Annotated in this window: 13 protein-coding genes; 3 read left to right on the top strand and 10 right to left on the bottom strand. The window is 72.3% G+C overall.

The features are described from left to right. Nucleotides 1–2: 2 nt before the first annotated feature. The 6 genes from WJM95_RS06040 to WJM95_RS06065 all read right to left on the bottom strand — a co-directional run bounded on the left by WJM95_RS06040 (nt 3) and on the right by WJM95_RS06065 (nt 9,555). Entirely contained in the window at nt 3–977 is a 975-nt protein-coding gene (locus tag WJM95_RS06040; protein WP_339128437.1) for a hypothetical protein, read from the bottom strand. Further along, complete coding sequence (gene dnaE / locus WJM95_RS06045) at nt 974–4,447, bottom strand: DNA polymerase III subunit alpha (protein ID WP_339128438.1); 3,474 nt, start codon at nt 4,445–4,447, stop codon at nt 974–976. The genes WJM95_RS06040 and dnaE overlap by 4 nt, the downstream gene beginning before the upstream one ends. A gap of 223 nt (nt 4,448–4,670) precedes the next feature. Next, nucleotides 4,671–5,753, bottom strand: coding sequence for a S1 family peptidase (locus tag WJM95_RS06050; RefSeq protein WP_339128439.1), 1,083 nt, complete (start codon nt 5,751–5,753; stop codon nt 4,671–4,673). A 488-nt stretch (nt 5,754–6,241) separates the two neighbouring features. Then, the gene (locus tag WJM95_RS06055; protein ID WP_339128440.1) at nt 6,242–7,141 is read right to left on the bottom strand and encodes a S1 family peptidase; all 900 of its coding nucleotides are present in this window, start codon (nt 7,139–7,141) and stop codon (nt 6,242–6,244) included. A gap of 263 nt (nt 7,142–7,404) precedes the next feature. Next, nucleotides 7,405–8,187, bottom strand: a complete 783-nt coding sequence (locus WJM95_RS06060; RefSeq protein WP_339128441.1) for a DUF1684 domain-containing protein — start codon at nt 8,185–8,187, stop codon at nt 7,405–7,407. An 84-nt stretch (nt 8,188–8,271) separates the two neighbouring features. Further along, nucleotides 8,272–9,555, bottom strand: a complete 1,284-nt coding sequence (locus WJM95_RS06065; protein ID WP_339128442.1) for a DUF5685 family protein — start codon at nt 9,553–9,555, stop codon at nt 8,272–8,274. A 262-nt stretch (nt 9,556–9,817) separates the two neighbouring features. Between WJM95_RS06065 and WJM95_RS06070 the strand changes: the two genes are divergently transcribed. Beyond that, nucleotides 9,818–10,255, top strand: a complete 438-nt coding sequence (locus tag WJM95_RS06070) for a cell division protein SepF (RefSeq protein WP_037628578.1) — start codon at nt 9,818–9,820, stop codon at nt 10,253–10,255. Nucleotides 10,256–10,306: 51 nt separating this feature from the next. On the opposite strand, the gene WJM95_RS06075 is transcribed toward WJM95_RS06070, so the two are convergent. Both WJM95_RS06075 and WJM95_RS06080 read right to left on the bottom strand, forming a co-directional pair. After that, a complete protein-coding gene (locus tag WJM95_RS06075; protein WP_339128445.1) occupies nt 10,307–11,497 on the bottom strand; it encodes an acyl-CoA dehydrogenase family protein in 1,191 nt (396 codons plus the stop codon). Between the two features lie 548 nt (nt 11,498–12,045). After that, on the bottom strand, nt 12,046–13,836 hold the full coding sequence (locus WJM95_RS06080) for an MFS transporter (RefSeq protein WP_339128446.1): 1,791 nt from the start codon (nt 13,834–13,836) through the stop codon (nt 12,046–12,048). Nucleotides 13,837–14,092: 256 nt separating this feature from the next. Here WJM95_RS06080 and WJM95_RS06085 point away from each other — a divergent pair, with 256 nt between their 5' ends. Both WJM95_RS06085 and WJM95_RS06090 read left to right on the top strand, forming a co-directional pair. Further along, entirely contained in the window at nt 14,093–15,271 is a 1,179-nt protein-coding gene (locus WJM95_RS06085; RefSeq protein ID WP_339128447.1) for a glycosyltransferase family 39 protein, read from the top strand. A 251-nt stretch (nt 15,272–15,522) separates the two neighbouring features. Continuing rightward, nucleotides 15,523–16,542 carry a phosphatase PAP2 family protein gene (locus WJM95_RS06090; protein ID WP_339128448.1) on the top strand — a complete coding sequence of 340 codons (1,020 nt, stop codon included), beginning with the start codon at nt 15,523–15,525 and terminating at the stop codon, nt 16,540–16,542. A 144-nt stretch (nt 16,543–16,686) separates the two neighbouring features. Here WJM95_RS06090 and WJM95_RS06095 read toward each other — a convergent pair whose 3' ends face one another. Both WJM95_RS06095 and WJM95_RS06100 read right to left on the bottom strand, forming a co-directional pair. After that, entirely contained in the window at nt 16,687–16,902 is a 216-nt protein-coding gene (locus tag WJM95_RS06095) for an I78 family peptidase inhibitor (protein ID WP_339128450.1), read from the bottom strand. A gap of 358 nt (nt 16,903–17,260) precedes the next feature. Further along, entirely contained in the window at nt 17,261–18,277 is a 1,017-nt protein-coding gene (locus WJM95_RS06100) for a YafY family protein (protein WP_339128451.1), read from the bottom strand. Nucleotides 18,278–18,309: the final 32 nt, after the last annotated feature.

Raw genomic sequence — 18,309 nt, forward strand, 5'->3', positions numbered from 1 at the left:
GTTCACGCGGCCAGCGTCCCCGGGCCGATCACATGCGGGCCGAACCTGGCCCGCGCCCGGTCGGCGACCTCCTCGATCCGGCGGACCTTCTCGTCGACCGGGTCGAAGGTGAGCTGATGGGAGGCCTGTGCCGCGGGGGTCAGCCCCTCGGCCCGCAGCGCGATCACCCGGACCCGGGCGCGCTGGAGGCCGAGCGCCTCGTACATGCGGTACGCGGTGCCGGTCAGCGTCGAGGAGTGGGCGGTGGGCTCCCTGAGAGCACGGCCGCGGACGGTCGCGGAGCGGTCGGCGTACCGCACGGTGAGGGTCAGCGTGCGGCAGACCTTCTCCAGGGAACGCAGCCGGGTGCCGAGTTCCTCGGTCGCGGAGAGCAGGGCCCTGCGATGCCCGGAGGGATCCAACTCGTCGTGCGGGAAGGTGCGTTCGGCGGCCAGGGAGCGTGAGGTGGCGTTCGGTACGACCCGGCCGCGGTCGACGCCGGACGCCTTCTCGCGCAGTTCGCGGCCGGGCCGGACGCCGGTGAGACGCTGGAGCGTGGACAGGGGCGCGGCCGCGACCTTGCCGATGGTGTCGAGGCCGTACTCGCACAGGGTGCGGGCGGTGGCGCCGCCGACGCCTGGCAGCGCGGCGACGGGCCGGTCGGCGAGGAACTCCGTTACGGCGTCCGGCTCTTGGGACACCACCCGGGGCACTCCGGGTACGGCGTCCCGCAGCGCCATCCGCGCGAGCATCGGTCCGGGCCCTGCGCCGATCACGCAGTCGATCCCGTACAGGGCGAGGGTCCGCACCCGGATCAGCGAGGCGAACTCGACGGCGCCGCGCCCGAAGTACCGCTCGGCGCCCCGCAGATCGAGCAGGGCGGTGTCGGGCGGCAGCGCCTCGACCACGGGGGTGAACTCCCCCAGGACGCCGAGGAGCCGGGGCAGGGCGGCCTCGTGCATCGACGGCAGCTGGAAACGTACACAAAGGACGGTCATCCCGCACTCCCCGGGCTCTGGTGCCACAACTTCTTTCCCCCCGCGGGCCCTTCGCCCGCGGGACGCAGATCGGCCCAGGGATTCATCTCGTACCCCGTGGACATCCGGATCGTCCGGCTCCCGGACTCCCCCGGCTCCCCCGGACCGCCCGGCTCCCCCTGCCGCTCCGGCGCGGGCTCGGCCAGACGCGCCGCCACCACGTCGAGGCCGCCCTCGGCGCGCAACTCGACCAGTTCGGCGAGATTCCAGGCCGCCGCGCCCACCACGCTGAGGCTGCGCGGGCCGCGGCGCTGGACCACTCCTCGTACGAGCAGCAGCCAGGAGTGGAAGACGGTGTGGGCGCAGGCGTCGTGGGAGTCGTCGAAGAAGGCGAGGTCGACCAGGCCCGTCCCGTCGTCCAGCGTGCTGAAGATGACCCGCTTGCCGGACCGGATCGGCGGGGTCTGGGTGGCCGCCTTGGCACCCGCGACCAGGACCGTCTCACCGTGCCGTGCCTCGCGCAGCCGACGGGCCGTGACCACGCCCAACTCCCCGAGGAACGCGCGGTGGTCGTCCATCAGATTGCGCGAGGCGTCCATCGAGAGCACGCCCAGTTCGGCGCTCAGCCGCTCCGCCGGGGACAGGTCGGGCAGCCCGGCGGAGGCGGTGTTCCGCCCTCCGGACAAAGGGAGTTGGCCGCCGCCCGCGCCCCGGGACCCGCGGTGCAGTTCGGTCAGGTGCAGCTGGAGATCACGGCGGTTGGCGCCGAACGCGTCCAGCGCGCCGACCTGCGCGAGCCGTTGGGCGAGCGGCCGGCTCGGCCGGGCCCGTTCCCAGAAGTCGAGCAGTGAGGCGTACGGCTGCCCGTCCGCGATCCGCGCCGCCTCGGCCTCGCTGATGCCGTGCACGTCGGAGAGCGCCAGCCGGACGCCCCACCGGCCACGGGAGACGGCGGAACCGGTGGAACCATCCCCCTTCGGGTCGGACACCAGTTCGATACGATGAGCGACCGCCGACCGGTTCACGTCCAGCGGCAGGATCGGCACCCCGCGCCGCCGCGCGTCCGCCAGCAGCAGCCGCTTCGGGTACATCCCGGGGTCGTGCGTCAGCAGCCCCGCGTAGAAGGCGGCCGGGTGGTGGGCCTTCAGCCACGCCGACTGGTAGGTCGGGACGGCGAAGGCGACGGCGTGCGCCTTGCAGAAGCCGTACGACCCGAAGGCCTCGACGATCTCCCAGGTGCGCGCGATGGTCTCGGCGTCGTACCCCTTCACCGCCGCGTGCTGCGCGAACCAGAACCGGATGCGCGCCTGCGACTCGGGGTCGGACAGCCCGCGCCGCACCCGGTCCGCCTCGTCGCGTCCGCAGCCGGTCATGATGTCGACGATGTCGATGATCTGCTCGTGGAAGACGACGACCCCGTACGTCTCCTTCAGCGGCCCCTCCAGATCCGGGTGCGGGTAGCGGACCGGCGCCCGGCCGTGCCGCGCCTCGATGAACGGCCGCACCATGTCGGCGGCGACCGGCCCCGGCCGGAAGAGCGAGATGTCGACGACGAGGTCGTGGAAGGTGGCGGGCTGAAGCCGTCCGACCAGGTCGCGCTGCCCCGGCGACTCGATCTGGAAGCAGCCCAGCGTCTCGGTGGACCGGATCAGCCGGTACGTCGCGGGGTCGCCCGGCGCCACCGCGTCGAGGTCCGGCCGGTCGCCGGTGGCCCGCTCCACCTCGGCCACCGCGTGCGCCATCGCGGACTGCATCCGCACGCCCAGCACGTCGAGCTTCAGCAGGCCGAGGTCCTCGACGTCCTCCTTGTCGAACTGCGACATGGGCAGGCCCTCGCCGCTGGTCGGCATGACCGGCGTACGGGCGAGCAGGGAGGCGTCGGAGAGGAGCACCCCGCACGGGTGCATGGCGATACCGCGCGGAAGGGCGTCGAGGGATTCGACGAGGTCCCACAGCTTGCCGTATCTGCCCTTCTCCCCCGCCAGCTCGCGCAGTTCGGGGAGTTCCTTCATGGCCAGGCGGGCGTCACGGGCCCGGATGTGCGGGAACGCCTTGGCGATCCGGTCGATCTCGGCCGGGTCGAGCGAGAGGGCGGCGCCCACGTCACGGACGGCGTGCCGGACGCGGTAGGTCTCGGGCATGGAGACGGTCGCGACCCGCTCGGTGCCGAACCGGCCGATGATCGCGCGGTAGACCTCGAGACGGCGGGCGGACTCCACGTCGATGTCGATGTCGGGCAGTACCGGGCGGCGCTTGGACAGGAAGCGCTCCATCAGCAGCCGGTGCTCGACGGGGTCGGCGTGCGCGATGCCGAGGAGATGGTTGACCAGGGAGCCGGCCCCCGAACCGCGGGCCGCGACCCGAATTCCCATCTCCCTGACGTCGTCCACCACTTGAGCGACCGTCAGGAAGTAGGAGGCGAAGTTGTGGTGGGCGATGATGTCCAGCTCGTGGTGCATCCGCTCCCAGTAGGCGCGCCGGCCCGCGTAGCCGCGCAGCACCATGCCCGCCGCCGCGCGGGAGGCCAGGACGCGCTGGGCGGTACGCCGGTCCGCGCCGACGAGACGCGGTTCCGGGAAGCGGACGCCGCCGATGCCGAGGTCGCCCTCGGGGTCGACACGGCAGGCCGCGGCGGTGGCCCGTGTCTGTTCGAGCAGCCGGAGCGCGGTGTCACGGCGGTAGCCCGCCGCCTCGACGATCCGTTCGGCGGCGGCCAGCATGGCGGCCTCGTCCTTGAGCCAGGCCTCGCCGGAGTCCAGTTCGCCCCGGGGGTCGACGGGGACGAGCCGGCGGGCGGCGTCCAGGACGTCGGCGACGGGGCCGAGTCCCGCGTCGGCGTACCGGACGGCGTTGCTGAGCACGGGGCGCACCCGCTGCTCGGCGGCGAAGCCGACCGTGCGGGCGGCCAGGCGCAGGGAGCCGGGGCCGGTGCCCTGGCGGCCGTGCCAGACGGCTTCGAGGCGCAGGGCGTCGCCGTAGATCTCCCGCCAGGGCGCGAGCAGCGTGGCCGCGCGGTCGGGGCGGCCCGCGGCGAGCGCGCGGCCGACGTCGGAGCCGGGGCCGAGTAGCACGACAAGGCCTTCGGCGTGGTTGTCGGACCAGGGCAGCAGCGGGGGGCCGTCCGCCTTGCCGCCCGCATGCGTCGCCGTGACGATTCTGCACAGGTCGGCCCAGCCGTCGGCGCCGTCCCGGGCGAGGAAGGTCGCACGGGGTGCCGACTCGTCGACGAAGGCGCCGCCGCGCACCGGGGTGCGGCGCCGCTCTCCCCGTACGGGCTCGCCGACCGCCAGGTCCACGCCGAACAGCGGCCGGATGCCCGCCTTCGCGCAGGCCTTGGCGAACCGGACCGAGCCCGCGAGGGTGTCCCGATCGGTGAGCGCGAGGGCGTCCATGTCCCGCTCGGAGGCGCGCTCGGCGAGGCGCTCCGGGTGCGAGGCCCCGTACCGCAGGGAGAACCCGGAGGCGGTGTGCAGATGCGTGAATCCCGGCACGCACACCTCCCGACCTGTGAGCCTTTACGGCTCTCGAACATTCGTTCCCATCTATCTCACCCCCACCATAGACCAATTCTCGAACGCTTGTACGACATCCGCCCGGACCCGGTGCCACCTGCGCGAACGCCGGGAGCCCCGTCCCCGCGACACGCGCGGGGACGGGGCTCCGCCCTCCCGGGAAGGCCGGCCGGGAAGGCCGTCGGCGGGCCCGGTGCGGCCGTCAGCCGATCTGGGCCCCGAAGGCCGAGAGCGCCTCGGGTACCGGCTGGAAGAAGGTCTCGCCGCCCGCGGTGCAGTCCCCGCTGCCGCCGGAGGTGAGGCCGATCGCGGTGTCGCCGGAGAACAGCGAGCCGCCGCTGTCGCCGGGCTCGGCGCAGACGTCGGTCTGGATGAGACCGTTGACCACATCGCCGTTGCCGTAGTTCACGGTGGCGTCCAGACCCTTGACCGTGCCGTCGTGCACATGGGTCGTGGAGCCGCTGCGGGTCACCTTCATGCCGACGGTGGCGTCGCCCGCCTTGGTGATGGGCTGCGTGGAGCCGTTGTAGAGGTCGACCTCGCTCGGGTGGTCCGTGGTCGCCGTGTACTTGACCAGGCCGAAGTCGTTGTCGGGGAAGCTGGACTGCTCGTTCGTGCCGATCTGCTTGCCGCTGGAGTCCGACCAGGTGGAGATCGCCTGGGTGCAGTGCCCGGCGGTGATGAAGTAGGGCTGGCCGCCCTTGACCACGTTGAAGCCGAGCGAACAGCGCCCGCCGGAACCGCTGATGGCGTCACCACCGGCGATGAAGGGCTTGAACTCCCCCTTGGTCCGCCTGAGTTCGGCCTTGGCGCCGAGACCGTCGACGACCTTGGCGAGCCTGGCCCACTGGGCGTCGGAGACCGTGCGGTCGGCGGTGACGACGACCTTGTCGGTCCGCGGGTCGGTCGCCCAGGACGTACCGGGGACGGTCGCGTCCTTCTTGAGCGTGGCGCGGGCGCTCGTCAGCTCGGCGAGGGAGTTCTCGACGATCCTCGGCCTGGCCCCGGCCGCCGCGACCGCGTCGGCCGCGCTCTCGTCGAGCACGTTGACGACGAGGTGCCGGGACTTCGTGTCGTAGTACGTTCCCGCGACGCCGGACCCCAGGTCCTCACCCAGGGTCGAGGCGAGCTTTCCGGCCGCCGTGACGGAGAGGGTGTGCGGCTCGGGGTTCTTCGGGACCTCGCTCGCGTTCGCAGTCTGGAACGTCACTCCGGCGGCGACCAGCGCGGCGATGCCCGCACCCGTCACGAGCGCAGGCCTCTTGGATATACGTCGGTGCTTCAACTCACGTCCTCCTGTGGGGGGTCGGTCCGGGAGGTTGTGGGGACCCCCCGGGACCTGAAGGCGTTGGGACACGGGCTCCGAGCACGGCGAAAAGTCCGTACCGTCGCGTCCATGTCAGTTGTTCCTCGGACCACTATTCCGAGACGCACAGGGAACACACAAGGTCGACTTCAGGACGTCCGTACGACAACAGCCGTACGCGTTCTACGTCTTGACCATGCGTGGTCACACCCGGGGATTCGCACCGCAAACACAGCGCGCACATAACATCGTCACGGTCGGCGGGACCTGGGGTGTCTTGAAATCGCCCTTGGGTGACATGAAAAAGGCGAGCCCCCGCACGCCGGTTGCGTGCGGGGGCTCGCCCGCCGTTCGGTCTGCCGTGGGTCCGGTCGCGCGGAAACCCGTGGGGGGTGCCGGCCTGGTGGATCGACCGGTCGAGGAGTCGACGAGTCGATGAACGGCCGGTCCGTCGCGCGACCGGAAGGTCAGCCGACGCTCACGCCGTAGTAGCTCAGCGCCTCGGTGACCGGCTGGAAGAAGGTCGTGCCGCCGGAGGTGCAGTTGCCGCTGCCGCCGGAGGTCAGACCGTACGCCACGCTGCCGCCGTACAGCGGGCCGCCGCTGTCGCCGCCCTCGGCGCAGACCGTGGTCTGGATCATGCCGTAGACGACGTCACCACTGCCGTAGTTGACCGTGGCGTTCAGAGCGGTGACCTTGCCGCTGTGCGTACCGGTGGTCGAGCCGCGCCGGTAGACCGTCGTGCCCACGCTGGGCGTGGCCGCGCTGCTGATCGTCTGGCTGCCGACCGCGCTCGGGTGCGCGACCGAGGAGTTGGTGTAGCGGACCAGCGCGAAGTCGTTGGTCGGGAAGCTGTAGCTGACGTTCGTGCCCAGCGTCGTGGTGTGCCCCGAGTTGGAGTACCAGGTGGAGGCGACCTGACCGCAGTGGCCGGCGGTCAGGAAGTAGTAGGTGCTCCCGCTGTGCACGTTGAAACCGAGCGAACAGCGGTAGGAACCGCCGTAGATGGCGTCGCCGCCGGTGATCAGCTTCTTGAAGGTGCCCGGTGTGTGCTTGATGGTGAGGGCGGCCGCGTTGCCGCCCGCCTCGCGCCCGATCTTCGCGATCTCCGCCTTCGAGACCGTGCTGTCGACGGTGACGACCACGCGGTTCGTCTTGGCGTCGACCGCCCAGGCGGTGCCCGCGATGTCGGACTTGAGCACCGATTTCCCGGCACTGCTCAGCTGGGTCGCACTGAACGTGTGGGCGTCGGACGCGTTCGCGCTGGGGACCGCGAACGCTGCCGCGGCGACGAGTCCGGTGGCCACGGCGATCAGCCGGCTCCGTCTCGCGATGCCGCCGCGGGGGGTTGTGCGCTTGATCCTCACGTTTCATTCCTCCGAAGGGAAGTTAGGGGCCCCATCTCGTGGGGTCGGGGCCCGTGAGGCGCAGCCGGGAGCCGCTCGTCCGGATTCCGAACAAGGCATGCCCCTGACAAGGCGCTGAGGGGGAGTATTCGGCTGCGCGGCCGACAGACGCAAGGGCGCCTTTCGGCCGTGCAGCGTTCAACTTGCCCTCATGCAACGGAGGTTGATCATCGGACCACTGAAGGCACCGGATGTCCCGCGCGCCCCCGGAAGTCCCGGGAGCCTCAGGCCAGTCGGCGCTCCCCCGCGGCGACGGCGACGCGCAGCGTGTTCCCGGGCGGCGGGAACGGGCAGACGAAATGATCGGCGAACGCGCACGGCGGAAGCAGGGTCCGGTTGAAGTCCACCGTCGTGCGTCCCTCGGCGTCGGGCGCGGCCGGCCGCAGGAACCGGAAGCGATAACTGCCGTCCCTGCTGGTGGTGTCGGCGAACACGGCCCACAGCGAGCCGTCGCTCTCCACCGACACCTGGAGGGTGAGGTCCTGGCCGTCCAGGGTGAAGGCGAGGACTCCGCCGAGGGGGAGCCCGCGGGTCACCCCGTCGGCGTTCTCGACGCGCACGGTACGGCCCTCGCCGTACGGGGTGAACTGTCCGGGCACCGACCAGCGCGGGTCGTACGGGGTCGCCTCGATGCCCGCGAAGGCCTTCCGGGCGGGCGACTCGGGGTCGTACGCGCGGACGCCCCAGATCTCCTCGCGCACCAGCACGACGAACCGCCGCCCTCCGCGCCCGAGGCGGGCGTCGCCGGCCGGTCCGTAGTCCGCGTCCAGCACGATGTCGCCGGTGAACGGCTCGCCGTCGACCGTGAGCCCTTCCTCGGCCAGCGCCGTCAGAGCCACTCCGTCGCCCTTGACGGCCCAATGCCCCGGGATGTCCGGAAGTCGCCCCTCCGGATAGTCCTCGATCCAGTGGGTCGCGATCAGGGCGAGCGGGCCGTAGGGCGCGGACACCGTCGCCACACGGTGTTCCTGCCAGCGCTTCCAGTCCTCGGGTGCGTCCGTCGTCATGTGATCAACCCTTGCACACGGGCTCGCCTGACCGGGGTACGGGAGCGGCCCCGTGTCATGACGGGACATCGCCCCCGCGCGCGGTCAGCATCCGCAGTCGCAGCACTCACAGCATTCGCAGCACTCGCAGCACTCGCAGCACTCACACGCGTCGCAGCAACCGCCGTCGCAGTCGCAGCTGTTCAGGCACCCTTCGCGCTTCTTGCGCGACCACGGGCCCTCGTACTGGTCGGCGCAGCACACCTTGCAGGTGCAGCACAGCCCGACGGCCGCGGCGCAGCCCGCCCAGAATCCGCGCTTGCCGGGAGGCGGCGGAAGGACGGGGCCGCCGCCGAAGGGGTTCCCACCGCCGGCGTACGGGTTCCCGCCGTGCTGGGGCGGCCCGAAGGACCCCTCGGGCCCCGGCACCAGTGCGGAGCCCGTCGCGTCGAGGAGGACACCGGACCCGGCGGAGCCGTGCGCTCCGCCCCCCGTGTGCCCGCACCCCGACGTCCCGAACGCGCGGTCGACGGAGCGGCCCAGTTCGTGGACGAGCAGCATGTGCGCCAGCCCGCTGTCGGTGAACTCGGCCTCGCGCAGGGCGAGCCGTATCCCGTGCAGGGCGTCGTCGGCGAGCCTGCGGGCCTCGGTGAGCGGGGTCCCGGTGGCCGTGAGCGGGTTCCAGGCCCCCGACGCCGCGTCGGCCTCCCTGTCCTCCACGGCGTCCAGCAGATGGGCGAGCCGCCCGAAGAGCCGCCCGGCCTCGGCCAGCGCGGCGGCGTTGCCGGGGCGGCCCGCGAGGACCGCGGTGTGCGCGAACGCGGCGGCGGTGGCGGTCTCGGTGGGTTCCGTGACCGTCAGCAACGGCGTTCCGGGCCCGGCCAGCGCCTCGATCCCGATCTGGCGGTCCACCGCGTCGACGAGCACCGCGGTGTCGAAGCCCACGGCGGTTCCCGTCCGGGCGCCCGCCCTGCCCCAGCTCGTGGCGACCCGGCGCGCCGCGAGCGCGACGGGTCTGCGCGCGAGGAGACCGTCGCCGTCGGCGACATGGTCGCGCACCTTCGCCGAGGCGAGGACCAGCGAGACGGCGGCGGCGAGCCGCGCGCCCTCGCCCTGCGCGACCGATGCGGTCCGCATACCGCGCAGGGGGCAGGGCCCCGCGGTGCGCCGCGTTCCCGCCGCCTTCGCGGTCTGAGCCTCCGTCAGAACCGATATCAGCAGGCCGTCATAGTTGGTGACCACCCGCGCGAACTGGCCGTGGTCCCCGCGCAGTGCGAGACACAGCCCGCACAAATGCGCCATCCACTGCGCCTTGAGCCCTTCACCGAGCCGGTGGACGCAGGGCCTCACGATTCCGAACACGACACTCCCCCGTGACCCGTACGACATTGAAGTCCGGCATCGTATCGACCCTTCCGTTCACCCGTACGCACCGCTCGTCACCCGGTCGCCGAGAGAAATCATATTTCACTCTCAGTCAGCAGCCTTACCCCGTACGACCCTTGGGGGGCGCGGGCTCTCGACGGATTCGCTGTGCACCAGTACCGTCACGAAACCCCCACGCGGCGTCTATCCACTTGGCGCGACATCCGCATCATGGACGACCATGGGGATGCGGAAGCACGAAAGACCGCTGTGAGAGGAGGCGTCCATGGGATCGGTGCGCAAGGCGAGTGCCTGGCTTGGCCTCGTCGACGACAACGATGACGAGCGTTACTACGACGACGACTACGCCGAGGGTCAGGACTCCGGCGACGCGTGGGTCACCGACCCGCGGGTGAAGGTTGCTTCCGAGACGGCGGAGGAGAAGGGCCGCCGGATCGGTACGGTCACCCCGGACAGCTTCCGGGACGCGCGCGGTATCGGCGAACTCTTCCGGGACGGCGTCCCGGTCATCATCAACCTCACGTCCATGGAGGCCGCCGACGCCAAGCGGGTGGTGGACTTCGCGGCCGGTCTGACCTTCGGCCTGCGCGGCACCATCGAGCGGGTGGCGACCCGGGTCTTCCTGCTGACCCCGGCGCACACGGAGATCGTCAGCGGCGAGGCCGCGGGCCGTCAGACGGACGGTTTCTTCAACCAGAGCTGAGGCGGGGCCGCTCACCGGCCCCGCCTCACCGGGGCTTCACGACCGGGGTCTTCACCGGAAGGCGTCGAGCCCGGTGAGCGCCTTGCCCAGCACGAGCTGATGCATTTCGACGGTGCCCTCGTACGTGAGCACCGACTCCAGGTTCGTGGCGTGCCGCATGACGGGGTATTCCAGCGAGATCCCGTTGGCACCGAGGATCGTGCGCGAGGTACGGCAGATCTCGATGGCCTCGCGTACGTTGTTGAGCTTGCCGAAGCTGATCTGCTCGGGGCGGAGCCGTCCCGCGTCCATACGGCGCCCCAGGTGATGGGCGAGCAGGATGCCCTTGTGCAGTTCGACGGCCATGTCGGCGAGTTTGGCCTGGGTGAGCTGGAAGCCGCCGATGGGGCGTCCGAACTGCTCACGTGTCTTCGCGTAGGCGACGGCGGACTCGAAGCTGGAGCGCGCCGCGCCCATGGCACCCCAGACGATCCCGTACCGCGCGTGCGAGAGGCAGCCGAGCGGGCCCCTCAGGCCGACGACGTCGGGCAGGACGGCGTCGGCCGGCAGCCGCACGTCGTCGAGGACCAGCTCACTGGTCACGCTCGCCCGCAGGGACCACTTGTGCTTGATCTCGGGGGCGGAGAAACCGGGCGCGTCGGTGGGGACGACGAAGCCGCGGATGCCGTCGTCGGTCTGGGCCCAGACGACGGCGACACCGGCGACGGATCCGTTGGTGATCCACATCTTGCGCCCGTTCAGGACCCAGTCCCCGCCGTCGCGCTTGGCGTGGGTGCGCATGGAGGCGGGGTCGGATCCGTGGTCGGGCTCGGTCAGTCCGAAGCATCCGATGATCTCGCCCGAGGCCATCCGGGGCAGCCAGGCCTGCTTCTGCTCCTCGCTGCCGAACCGGTGGATCGCGTACATGGCGAGCGAGCCCTGCACCGAGACGAGCGAGCGGATGCCGGAGTCGGCCGCTTCGAGTTCCAGACAGGCCAGGCCGTACTGGACGGCGCTGGCCCCGGCGCACCCGTATCCCTGGAGCGACATGCCGAGGGCGCCGATGCCGCCGAGCTCCCTGGCCAGTTCCCGGATGCCGGGCAGCTCGCCCTTCTCGTACCAGTCGGCGACGTACGGCAGGACGCGGTCCGCGGCCCAGGTCCGCACGGTGTCGCGGATGGCCAGGTCCTCCGCGTCCAGCAGGTCGTCGATCCCCAGCGGGTCGGCGGGGTCGAAGGGCGGCAGCTTCGAGGACGCGGACATACGACAGCCTCCGGCAGGGGTGACAACTAGCACCGCTAGTTAAGGATCTCGGCCCGACGTTACGGCGCGGTGCGCCGCAAGTCCAGGGCACTTCGGCCTGGCGGCCCGCCCACCAGGTACGCCCACGGGGCTGCCACGCGCGGCCCGCGGGCGCCTGCGGGCCGTCCTCGGCCGGCCGCGCAGTTCCTCGCGCCCCTGCGGGGGCGCCCCGTAGCGCGGCCTGGCATCCCATCCGGCCGGGTACGCCCACGGGGCTGCCGCTTGCGGACCGTGGGCGCCCGCGGGCCGCCCGCGGGCGCCGCGCAGTTCCTCGCGCCCCTGCGAGGGCGCCCCGTAGCACGGCCCGGCAACCCATCCGGCCGGGTACGCCCAGCGGGCTGCCGCTTGCGGGCCGCGGGCCGTCTTCGCTCGGCCGCGCAGTTCCTCGCGCCCCTGCGGGGGCGCCGTGGGGGCGCGAGGAACTGCGCGAGCGAGCACGACGAGCCTTTCCGCCCGAGGACCGGGCCGCCGCACCCGCGGCGCCGCTCGGCGGGCCCGGAAGCCGTGGGCTAGGCGGAGACCCGGGTCTCCGGGGTCCCGGCGACGTCCCGGGGAGCCGGGATGCCGGCGGGGTCCGTCGCGGGCGCCGGAGTCGCGGCGGCGGAGCGGACACCGGCAGCCGTCGCCGGAGCCGGGATCGCCGGAGCGGGGAGGCCGGACTGAGCCGGAGTCGGACGGCCGGAAGGAGCCGGAGTCTGCGCCGGGAGGCCGGCGGCGTCCGTCGCGGGGGCCGGGGTCCCGGACACGTCCGCCGCCGGTGCCCCGCAGTCCATGACCCGTGGCAGCCGCAGCGCGATCACGGCGCCCAGCAGCAGCAGACCCGCGCTCACCAGAAGCGTCACATGCAGTCCGTGCACGAAGGAGTCACGGGCGGCGTGCCGCAGGGCGCCGCCCGAGGCACCGCCGAGCCGGTCGGCGACCTGGTACGCCTCGCCCAGCGAGTGTGCCGCCGCCGTCGAATCGGCCCTCCCGACCCCGGGGACGGACGACAGCCCGGGGGCGTACGCCGCGTTCATCACGCTCCCCAGCAGCGCGATGCCGAGGCCCGCGCCGAGCTGGTACGAGGTCTCGCCGATCGCCGCGGCACCGCCCGACTGCGCCTGCGGGGCCTCGCTCAGCATGGACTCGTACGCCCCGAAGAGCGTGGTCTCCAGGCCGAAGCCGAGCAGCACGAAGCCGAAGAGCAGCAGCCCGGTGTTGTCGTTCCCCCCCATCAGCGTGAGCGTGACCACGGCAGCGGCGGTGAGACAGAACCCGAAGGAGACCATCGCGCGGGGCCCGAACCTGCGCAGCAGCTTCGCCCCCGCGAGACCCGCGGCCATCGCGGCGACGGTGAGCGGCAGCAGCCGCAGCCCGGTCTGGAGCGGGGAGAGGCCGAGTACGAGCTGGAGGTACTGGGCGGCGATCAGTTCGAGGCCCACCAGCGCGAGCATCGCGAGCACGATGCAGCCCACCGACGTGCTGAAGGCCGGGCGCGCGAACAGGCGCAGGTCGACAAGGGGATGCCGGCGCCGCCGCTGCCGTCGTACGAAGGCGGCCATCAGCACCGCGCCGACGAGCAGGGAACCGAGGGTGAAGGGGCTGAGCGGTGCCTCGCCGCCGCCGAGACGCTTGACGCCGAGGACGAGTCCGAACAGGCCGGCGGCGGCCATGAGCGCCCCGACCACGTCCCAGGGGCCGTCGCGGTCGCCGCGGGACTCGGGCAGCAGCAGCCGTCCGATCGGCAGACTGACGATCATCAGCGGGATGTTGACGAGGAAGACCGATCCCCACCAGAAGTGTTCGAGGAGGAAACCGCCGAGGAGCGGCCCGACCGCCGCGCCGACGGCGGCGACGGCGCTCCAGATGCCGATGGCCAGCGCCCGCTCGCGCCGGTCGGGGAAGACCTCGCGCAGGATCGACAGGGTGGCGGGCATGATCATCGCGCCGCCGACGCCGAGCAGGGCGCGGGCGCCTATCAGGAGCTGCGCGTTCCCGGAGAAGGCCGCGATGCCGGAGGCGACGCCGAAGAGGGCGTATCCGAGGAGGAGGACCCGCCGTCGGCCGATCCGGTCACCCAGCGTGCCGAAGAGGATGAGGAGCGAGGCGCAGACGAGGGGGTAGACGTCGACGATCCAGAGCAGTTCCATCGCGCCGGGCTTCAGGTCCTCGGTGACGGCGGGCACCGCGACGTGGAGCACGGTGGCGTCGAGGGCGACCAGCAGCAGGCTGACGCACAGGACGACGAGGACGACCCAGCGGTTGGCACCGGCTCCGGTCTCCCGACGGCATCGCGCGGCGGCCGTGGTCGTCCCGGACATGTACGTACCTCCAGAGGTTCCCTCGCGTTCTGCGGATCCGCAGGGTGGGGACTCCCTGGGGCTGCGGCCCGGAGAGCGGAGTCCCGGGCCCACGCAGCAAAGGCGAGTGAGCCGTCAGCGTACGCGAGTTCTCTCCGGGGACACGTGGCGGACCTCTCACGTTCGCTGACCAGGCATGTGGTGTACGCCACGCCGCCCGCATGTCGACACGCCGTACACACCCGGCCGGTTCCGCGCTCTGCCGATAATCGAGCCCGTGACCGATCCGCAGAGTCCCGCCGAGACGCCCCCCGGGGGCGCCCTGCGCAGAGCCGCGCCCGCCCTGCTCGGGTACGCGGCGGTGCGCGCGCTGGGTCTGGTCACGCTCGCCGTGTGGAGCGCGGCGAACGGCGCGAGCGCGCACCGGCTGCTGTCGGAGCGGTGGGACTCGCTCTGGTACACCAGGGTCGCCGGGCTCGGCTACGGCTACGAGGTCCGCCTCCCGGACGGGGACGTGCACTCCAATCTCGCGTTCTTCCCGCTGCTGCCCTGGCTGGAGGGGTTCCTGCACGCGGTGTCACCGCTGTCGTACGCGGACGCGGGTCTGCTGGTCTCCGCGGTGGCCTCGCTCGCCGCGGCGTGGGGGATCTTCGCGGTCGCCGACCACGTCCACGGCGGCCGCACGGGGGTGTGCGCGGTGCTGCTGTGGGCGGTGCTGCCCGTCGGCGTCGTGCAGTCGATGGCGTACAGCGAGTCGCTGTTCACGGCGCTCGCCGCGTGGTCGCTGTACGCGGTGCTGACCGGCCGCTGGGCGACCGCCGGGCTGCTCGCCGCGCTGGCGGGGCTGACGCGGCCGGTGGGGGTGGCGGTGGTGGCGGCGCTGTGGGTGGCGGCGATTACATCCTTCGTGGGAGAACGCCGGCGCGGCGGGAGCACGCCCCGGACGGACGGCGCGCGTGGGGGGCGGCGCGCCCTGGCCATGATCATCGCGCCGCTCGGCGCCGCCGGTTACGTGCTGTGGGTGGGGCACCGCACGGGCAGGGGCCCGTTCGGTTATCTCGACGTCCAGGCGGGCTGGCGGAACGGCTTCGACGGCGGGTACGCCTTCGGGCGCTTCGTGGCCGAAAAGTTCACTTCGTTCCCTTCGGCCCTGGCCGGCGCCGCCCTGATCGCCGGGGTCGTGCTGGTCCTGTGGCTCTACGTGACGTGCGTGCGCCAGGGCCAGCCGCCGGCGCTCCTGGTCTACGCGGGGATCGTCGTCGCTCTCGCCCTGTGCGCGTCGAGCTACTTCGGCTCGAAGCCGCGTCTGCTGCTGCCCGCCTTCCCGCTTCTGTTCCCTCCGGCGAGGGCCCTGGCCCGGCTGCGTCCTTCCAGGTCGGCGCTGGTGCTCGGGGGTCTGGCGGTGGCCTCGGCGGTGTACGGCGCGATCTGGCTGAACGGCTCCGGGCCTCCCTGACCCGCCGCGCGGCGGCCCGCTCCGGACCGGTGAGCGGGCAGCGAATTCCACGCCATCACCCGGTGAACGAATATAAAAGTGCCATAAACGCGAGGCCTCTCGGCGATCAATGGAATTGAAGGCTCCACCGTTCCGGTATTAGCGATTCATTGGAAATGAACATGATCCTGAGAGGAATCCCACATCACATCGTCATCACAAACCGAGTGAATCGGCCTGGAACGCAGCTCACTCGCTGTAACGTCGATTGAGTGCGTACCGAACGAAACCTCACCCGTCTGGACCGGGTCTTCGCCCGGCTGGACCGTGAGCCGGAACGACCGGCCCACATCGATGTGCCGAAGATGAGCCGGCACAGGGCCGTCCTCTTCGCGGCGACCCTGGCCTTCTATCTGGCGATCGTGTGGGCCGTGGCGATCACGTCGTGGCTGGTCCGGTTCGACTGGCAGGTCATGTTCTTCCGGCCCTACCAGCAGTGGCCGGAGATCCACGCGTTCCTGGACTACTACGTGGTGCTCGGCCAGCGCGGCCCCACCGCCGTGATGGTCGCCGCGTGGCTGGGCTGGCGTTCCTGGCGCCAGCACACCCTGCGCCCGCTGCTCACCCTGGGCGCGTCCCTGCTGCTGCTCAACATCACCGTCGGTGCCGCGAAGCTGGGCATGGGCCGCCTCGGCCCGCACTACGCCATCACCATCGGCTCGAACGAGATGGGCCTGGGCGGCGATATATTTCCTTCGGGCCACACCGCCAACGCCGTCGTGACCTGGGGAATCCTGGCCTATCTGGCGTCGACCCCGCGAGCCAGACGCTGGCTCTCGGCGCTGTCCGCCGTGACCTCGCTCGGCGTCGGCCTCACCACCGTGTACCTGGGTACGCACTGGCTGAGCGATGTCCTGCTGGGCTGGGCCGCCGGCCTGCTGATCCTGCTGGCGCTGCCCTGGTGCGAGCCGCTGATCGCCCGCTCCGAGGCCGGGATCTTCGCGCTGCGCGACCTGTGGCGCGACCGTCGCGGCCGCCGTACGGCCCCCGTCCCGGTCCACGCACCGGTCCTGTCGCCGCGGCCCGCCGCGGTGGACGGCGAGATGCCGGCCCGCGAGCCCGTCGCGTCCCGCCCGTCCCGGTCCCCCGTCCACCTGGCCCCGGGCCCGCACACCGCCCGCTCGGAGCGCACGCCTGTCACCCCGGCGGGCAGCCGCCGCCCGCCGCACCCGGACCGTCCCGCCCGCGCGGCGGCCGGTGCCGCCTCGGCCCGCCCGCTGACGGGCGGCTGAGAACCGCGGGGCCGGTACGCACACCTCTCCCCGCATCGCGAAGGCCCCCGGCTCGTCGAGCCGGGGGCCTTCGCACGTCCTCGGGCCGCGCGTCCCCGACACGGCGGACCCGGTCCGAACGGGCCGTCGTCCGCCGCCGGGCGCTCAGCCCTTCCAGCAGCGGGTGACCGTACCGTCCGTGACCTCGAAGTTCAGCCGCCCCACCAGGTACTCCATGGTGACGATCGCGCCGGGCGGCAGCGAGCGGACCGTGGGCCAGCCCTGCTCGTGCGCGCGTTCCTGCGCACGGCTCGCCTCCAGGCCGACATAGCTCTCCGGACTGTCCTGCGGTTCTGCGCGCGAGGGGGGAATGGGTGCCATGACCGCCACGGTAGGCGGCACGCCGGGGCCGGGGAAGCCCGATCGGCGACGAAGCGTCACCTGTACCCCGCCGGTCACGCTTCTGTCACAGGATCACGACATGTGTTTCGGCGAACTGCATCACCCGTTTGAGGGGCCGCTTCCGTGTTCCGCACGCCTTCGAACGTAATTCGGAGTGACCGCCCGGACACTCCCCAATAGCCCGGCGAAATGCGTGCCGCGGTGCGGCGGTGCGTACCCGGCGGTAATTTCCCCATTCCGGTCCGCCCGATTCCGCCGCGCACCGCGGAAGCTGACGCCGCATAGGAAATACACGCCTCGAACACAGAACCCCCGCACGCTCACGGCGGGACCCGCTCTACGGAACAGGGGCGGGGCCCGGATCCCCCTCCGGGCCCCGCCGTTCGGGCCCCGGCCGCTCCACCGCCCGGGACAGCCGGTCCCGGGCGGTCCTGATCGTGTCGCGGAGTTCGGCCGGCTCCAGGACCTCGAACTCGAAGCCGGTCATCATCACGTGGATGACCATGACGTCGAGGTTCGCCGCCCCGGCGCGCATGACGCAGCTGCCGTCCCCCTCGGCCTCCAGGGTCCCGGCCGAGGGCGAGATCCGGGCGGCGGCCTCCTCCAGCGGCACCAGCAGCCGCACCACGGCGTTCCTGGCGTAGGCGCCGACGGACACTCCCTCGGAGACGTACGCGGCCAGGTCGTCGGCGGGTGGTGTACGGGGCGTGAAGCGCGGTCCGTGCGGCGGCCGGGGCGTGATGCGGTCGGCCCGGAACGTACGCCAGTCCTCGCGGTCGACGTCCCAGGCGACCAGGTACCAGCGGTGCTCGGTGCACACCAGCCGGTACGGCTCGACGCTCCTGCGGGTCGCGGAGCCCGCGTGGTCGCGGTACTCGAAGCGCAGCCGCTCGCTGTCGCGGCAGGCGTTGGCCAGTTCGGTGAGGACGGCCGGGTCGACGGCGGAGGGCAGCGGCCCGCGCAGCATCGGCACGGTGAAGGCGTTCAGCGCGCCGACCCTGCGCCGCAGCCGGCCGGGCAGGACCTGTTCCAGCTTGGCGAGCGCCCGTACGGAGGACTCGCCGATGCCCTCGATGCCCTGCCCCGCCGCCGTGCGCAGCCCCACGGCCACCGCGACGGCCTCGTCGTCGTCCAGGAGCAGCGGCGGCAGCTCGGCCCCCGCTCCGAGCTGGTAGCCGCCGCCCGTGCCCGGGGTGGCGTTGACGGGATAGCCCAGCTCGCGCAGCCGCTCCACGTCACGGCGGACCGTGCGCGCGGTCACGCCCAGCCGCCCGGCGAGGTCCGCGCCCGACCATTCACGGTGGGCCTGGAGCAGTGAGAGCAGGCGCAGCAGTCGTGCGGAGGTCTCCAGCATGGCGCCGAGTCTGCCAGTGCTTGCGGACAACT

It is taken from the genome of Streptomyces sp. f51, assembly GCF_037940415.1.
Classification (GTDB): Bacteria; Actinomycetota; Actinomycetes; order Streptomycetales; family Streptomycetaceae; genus Streptomyces.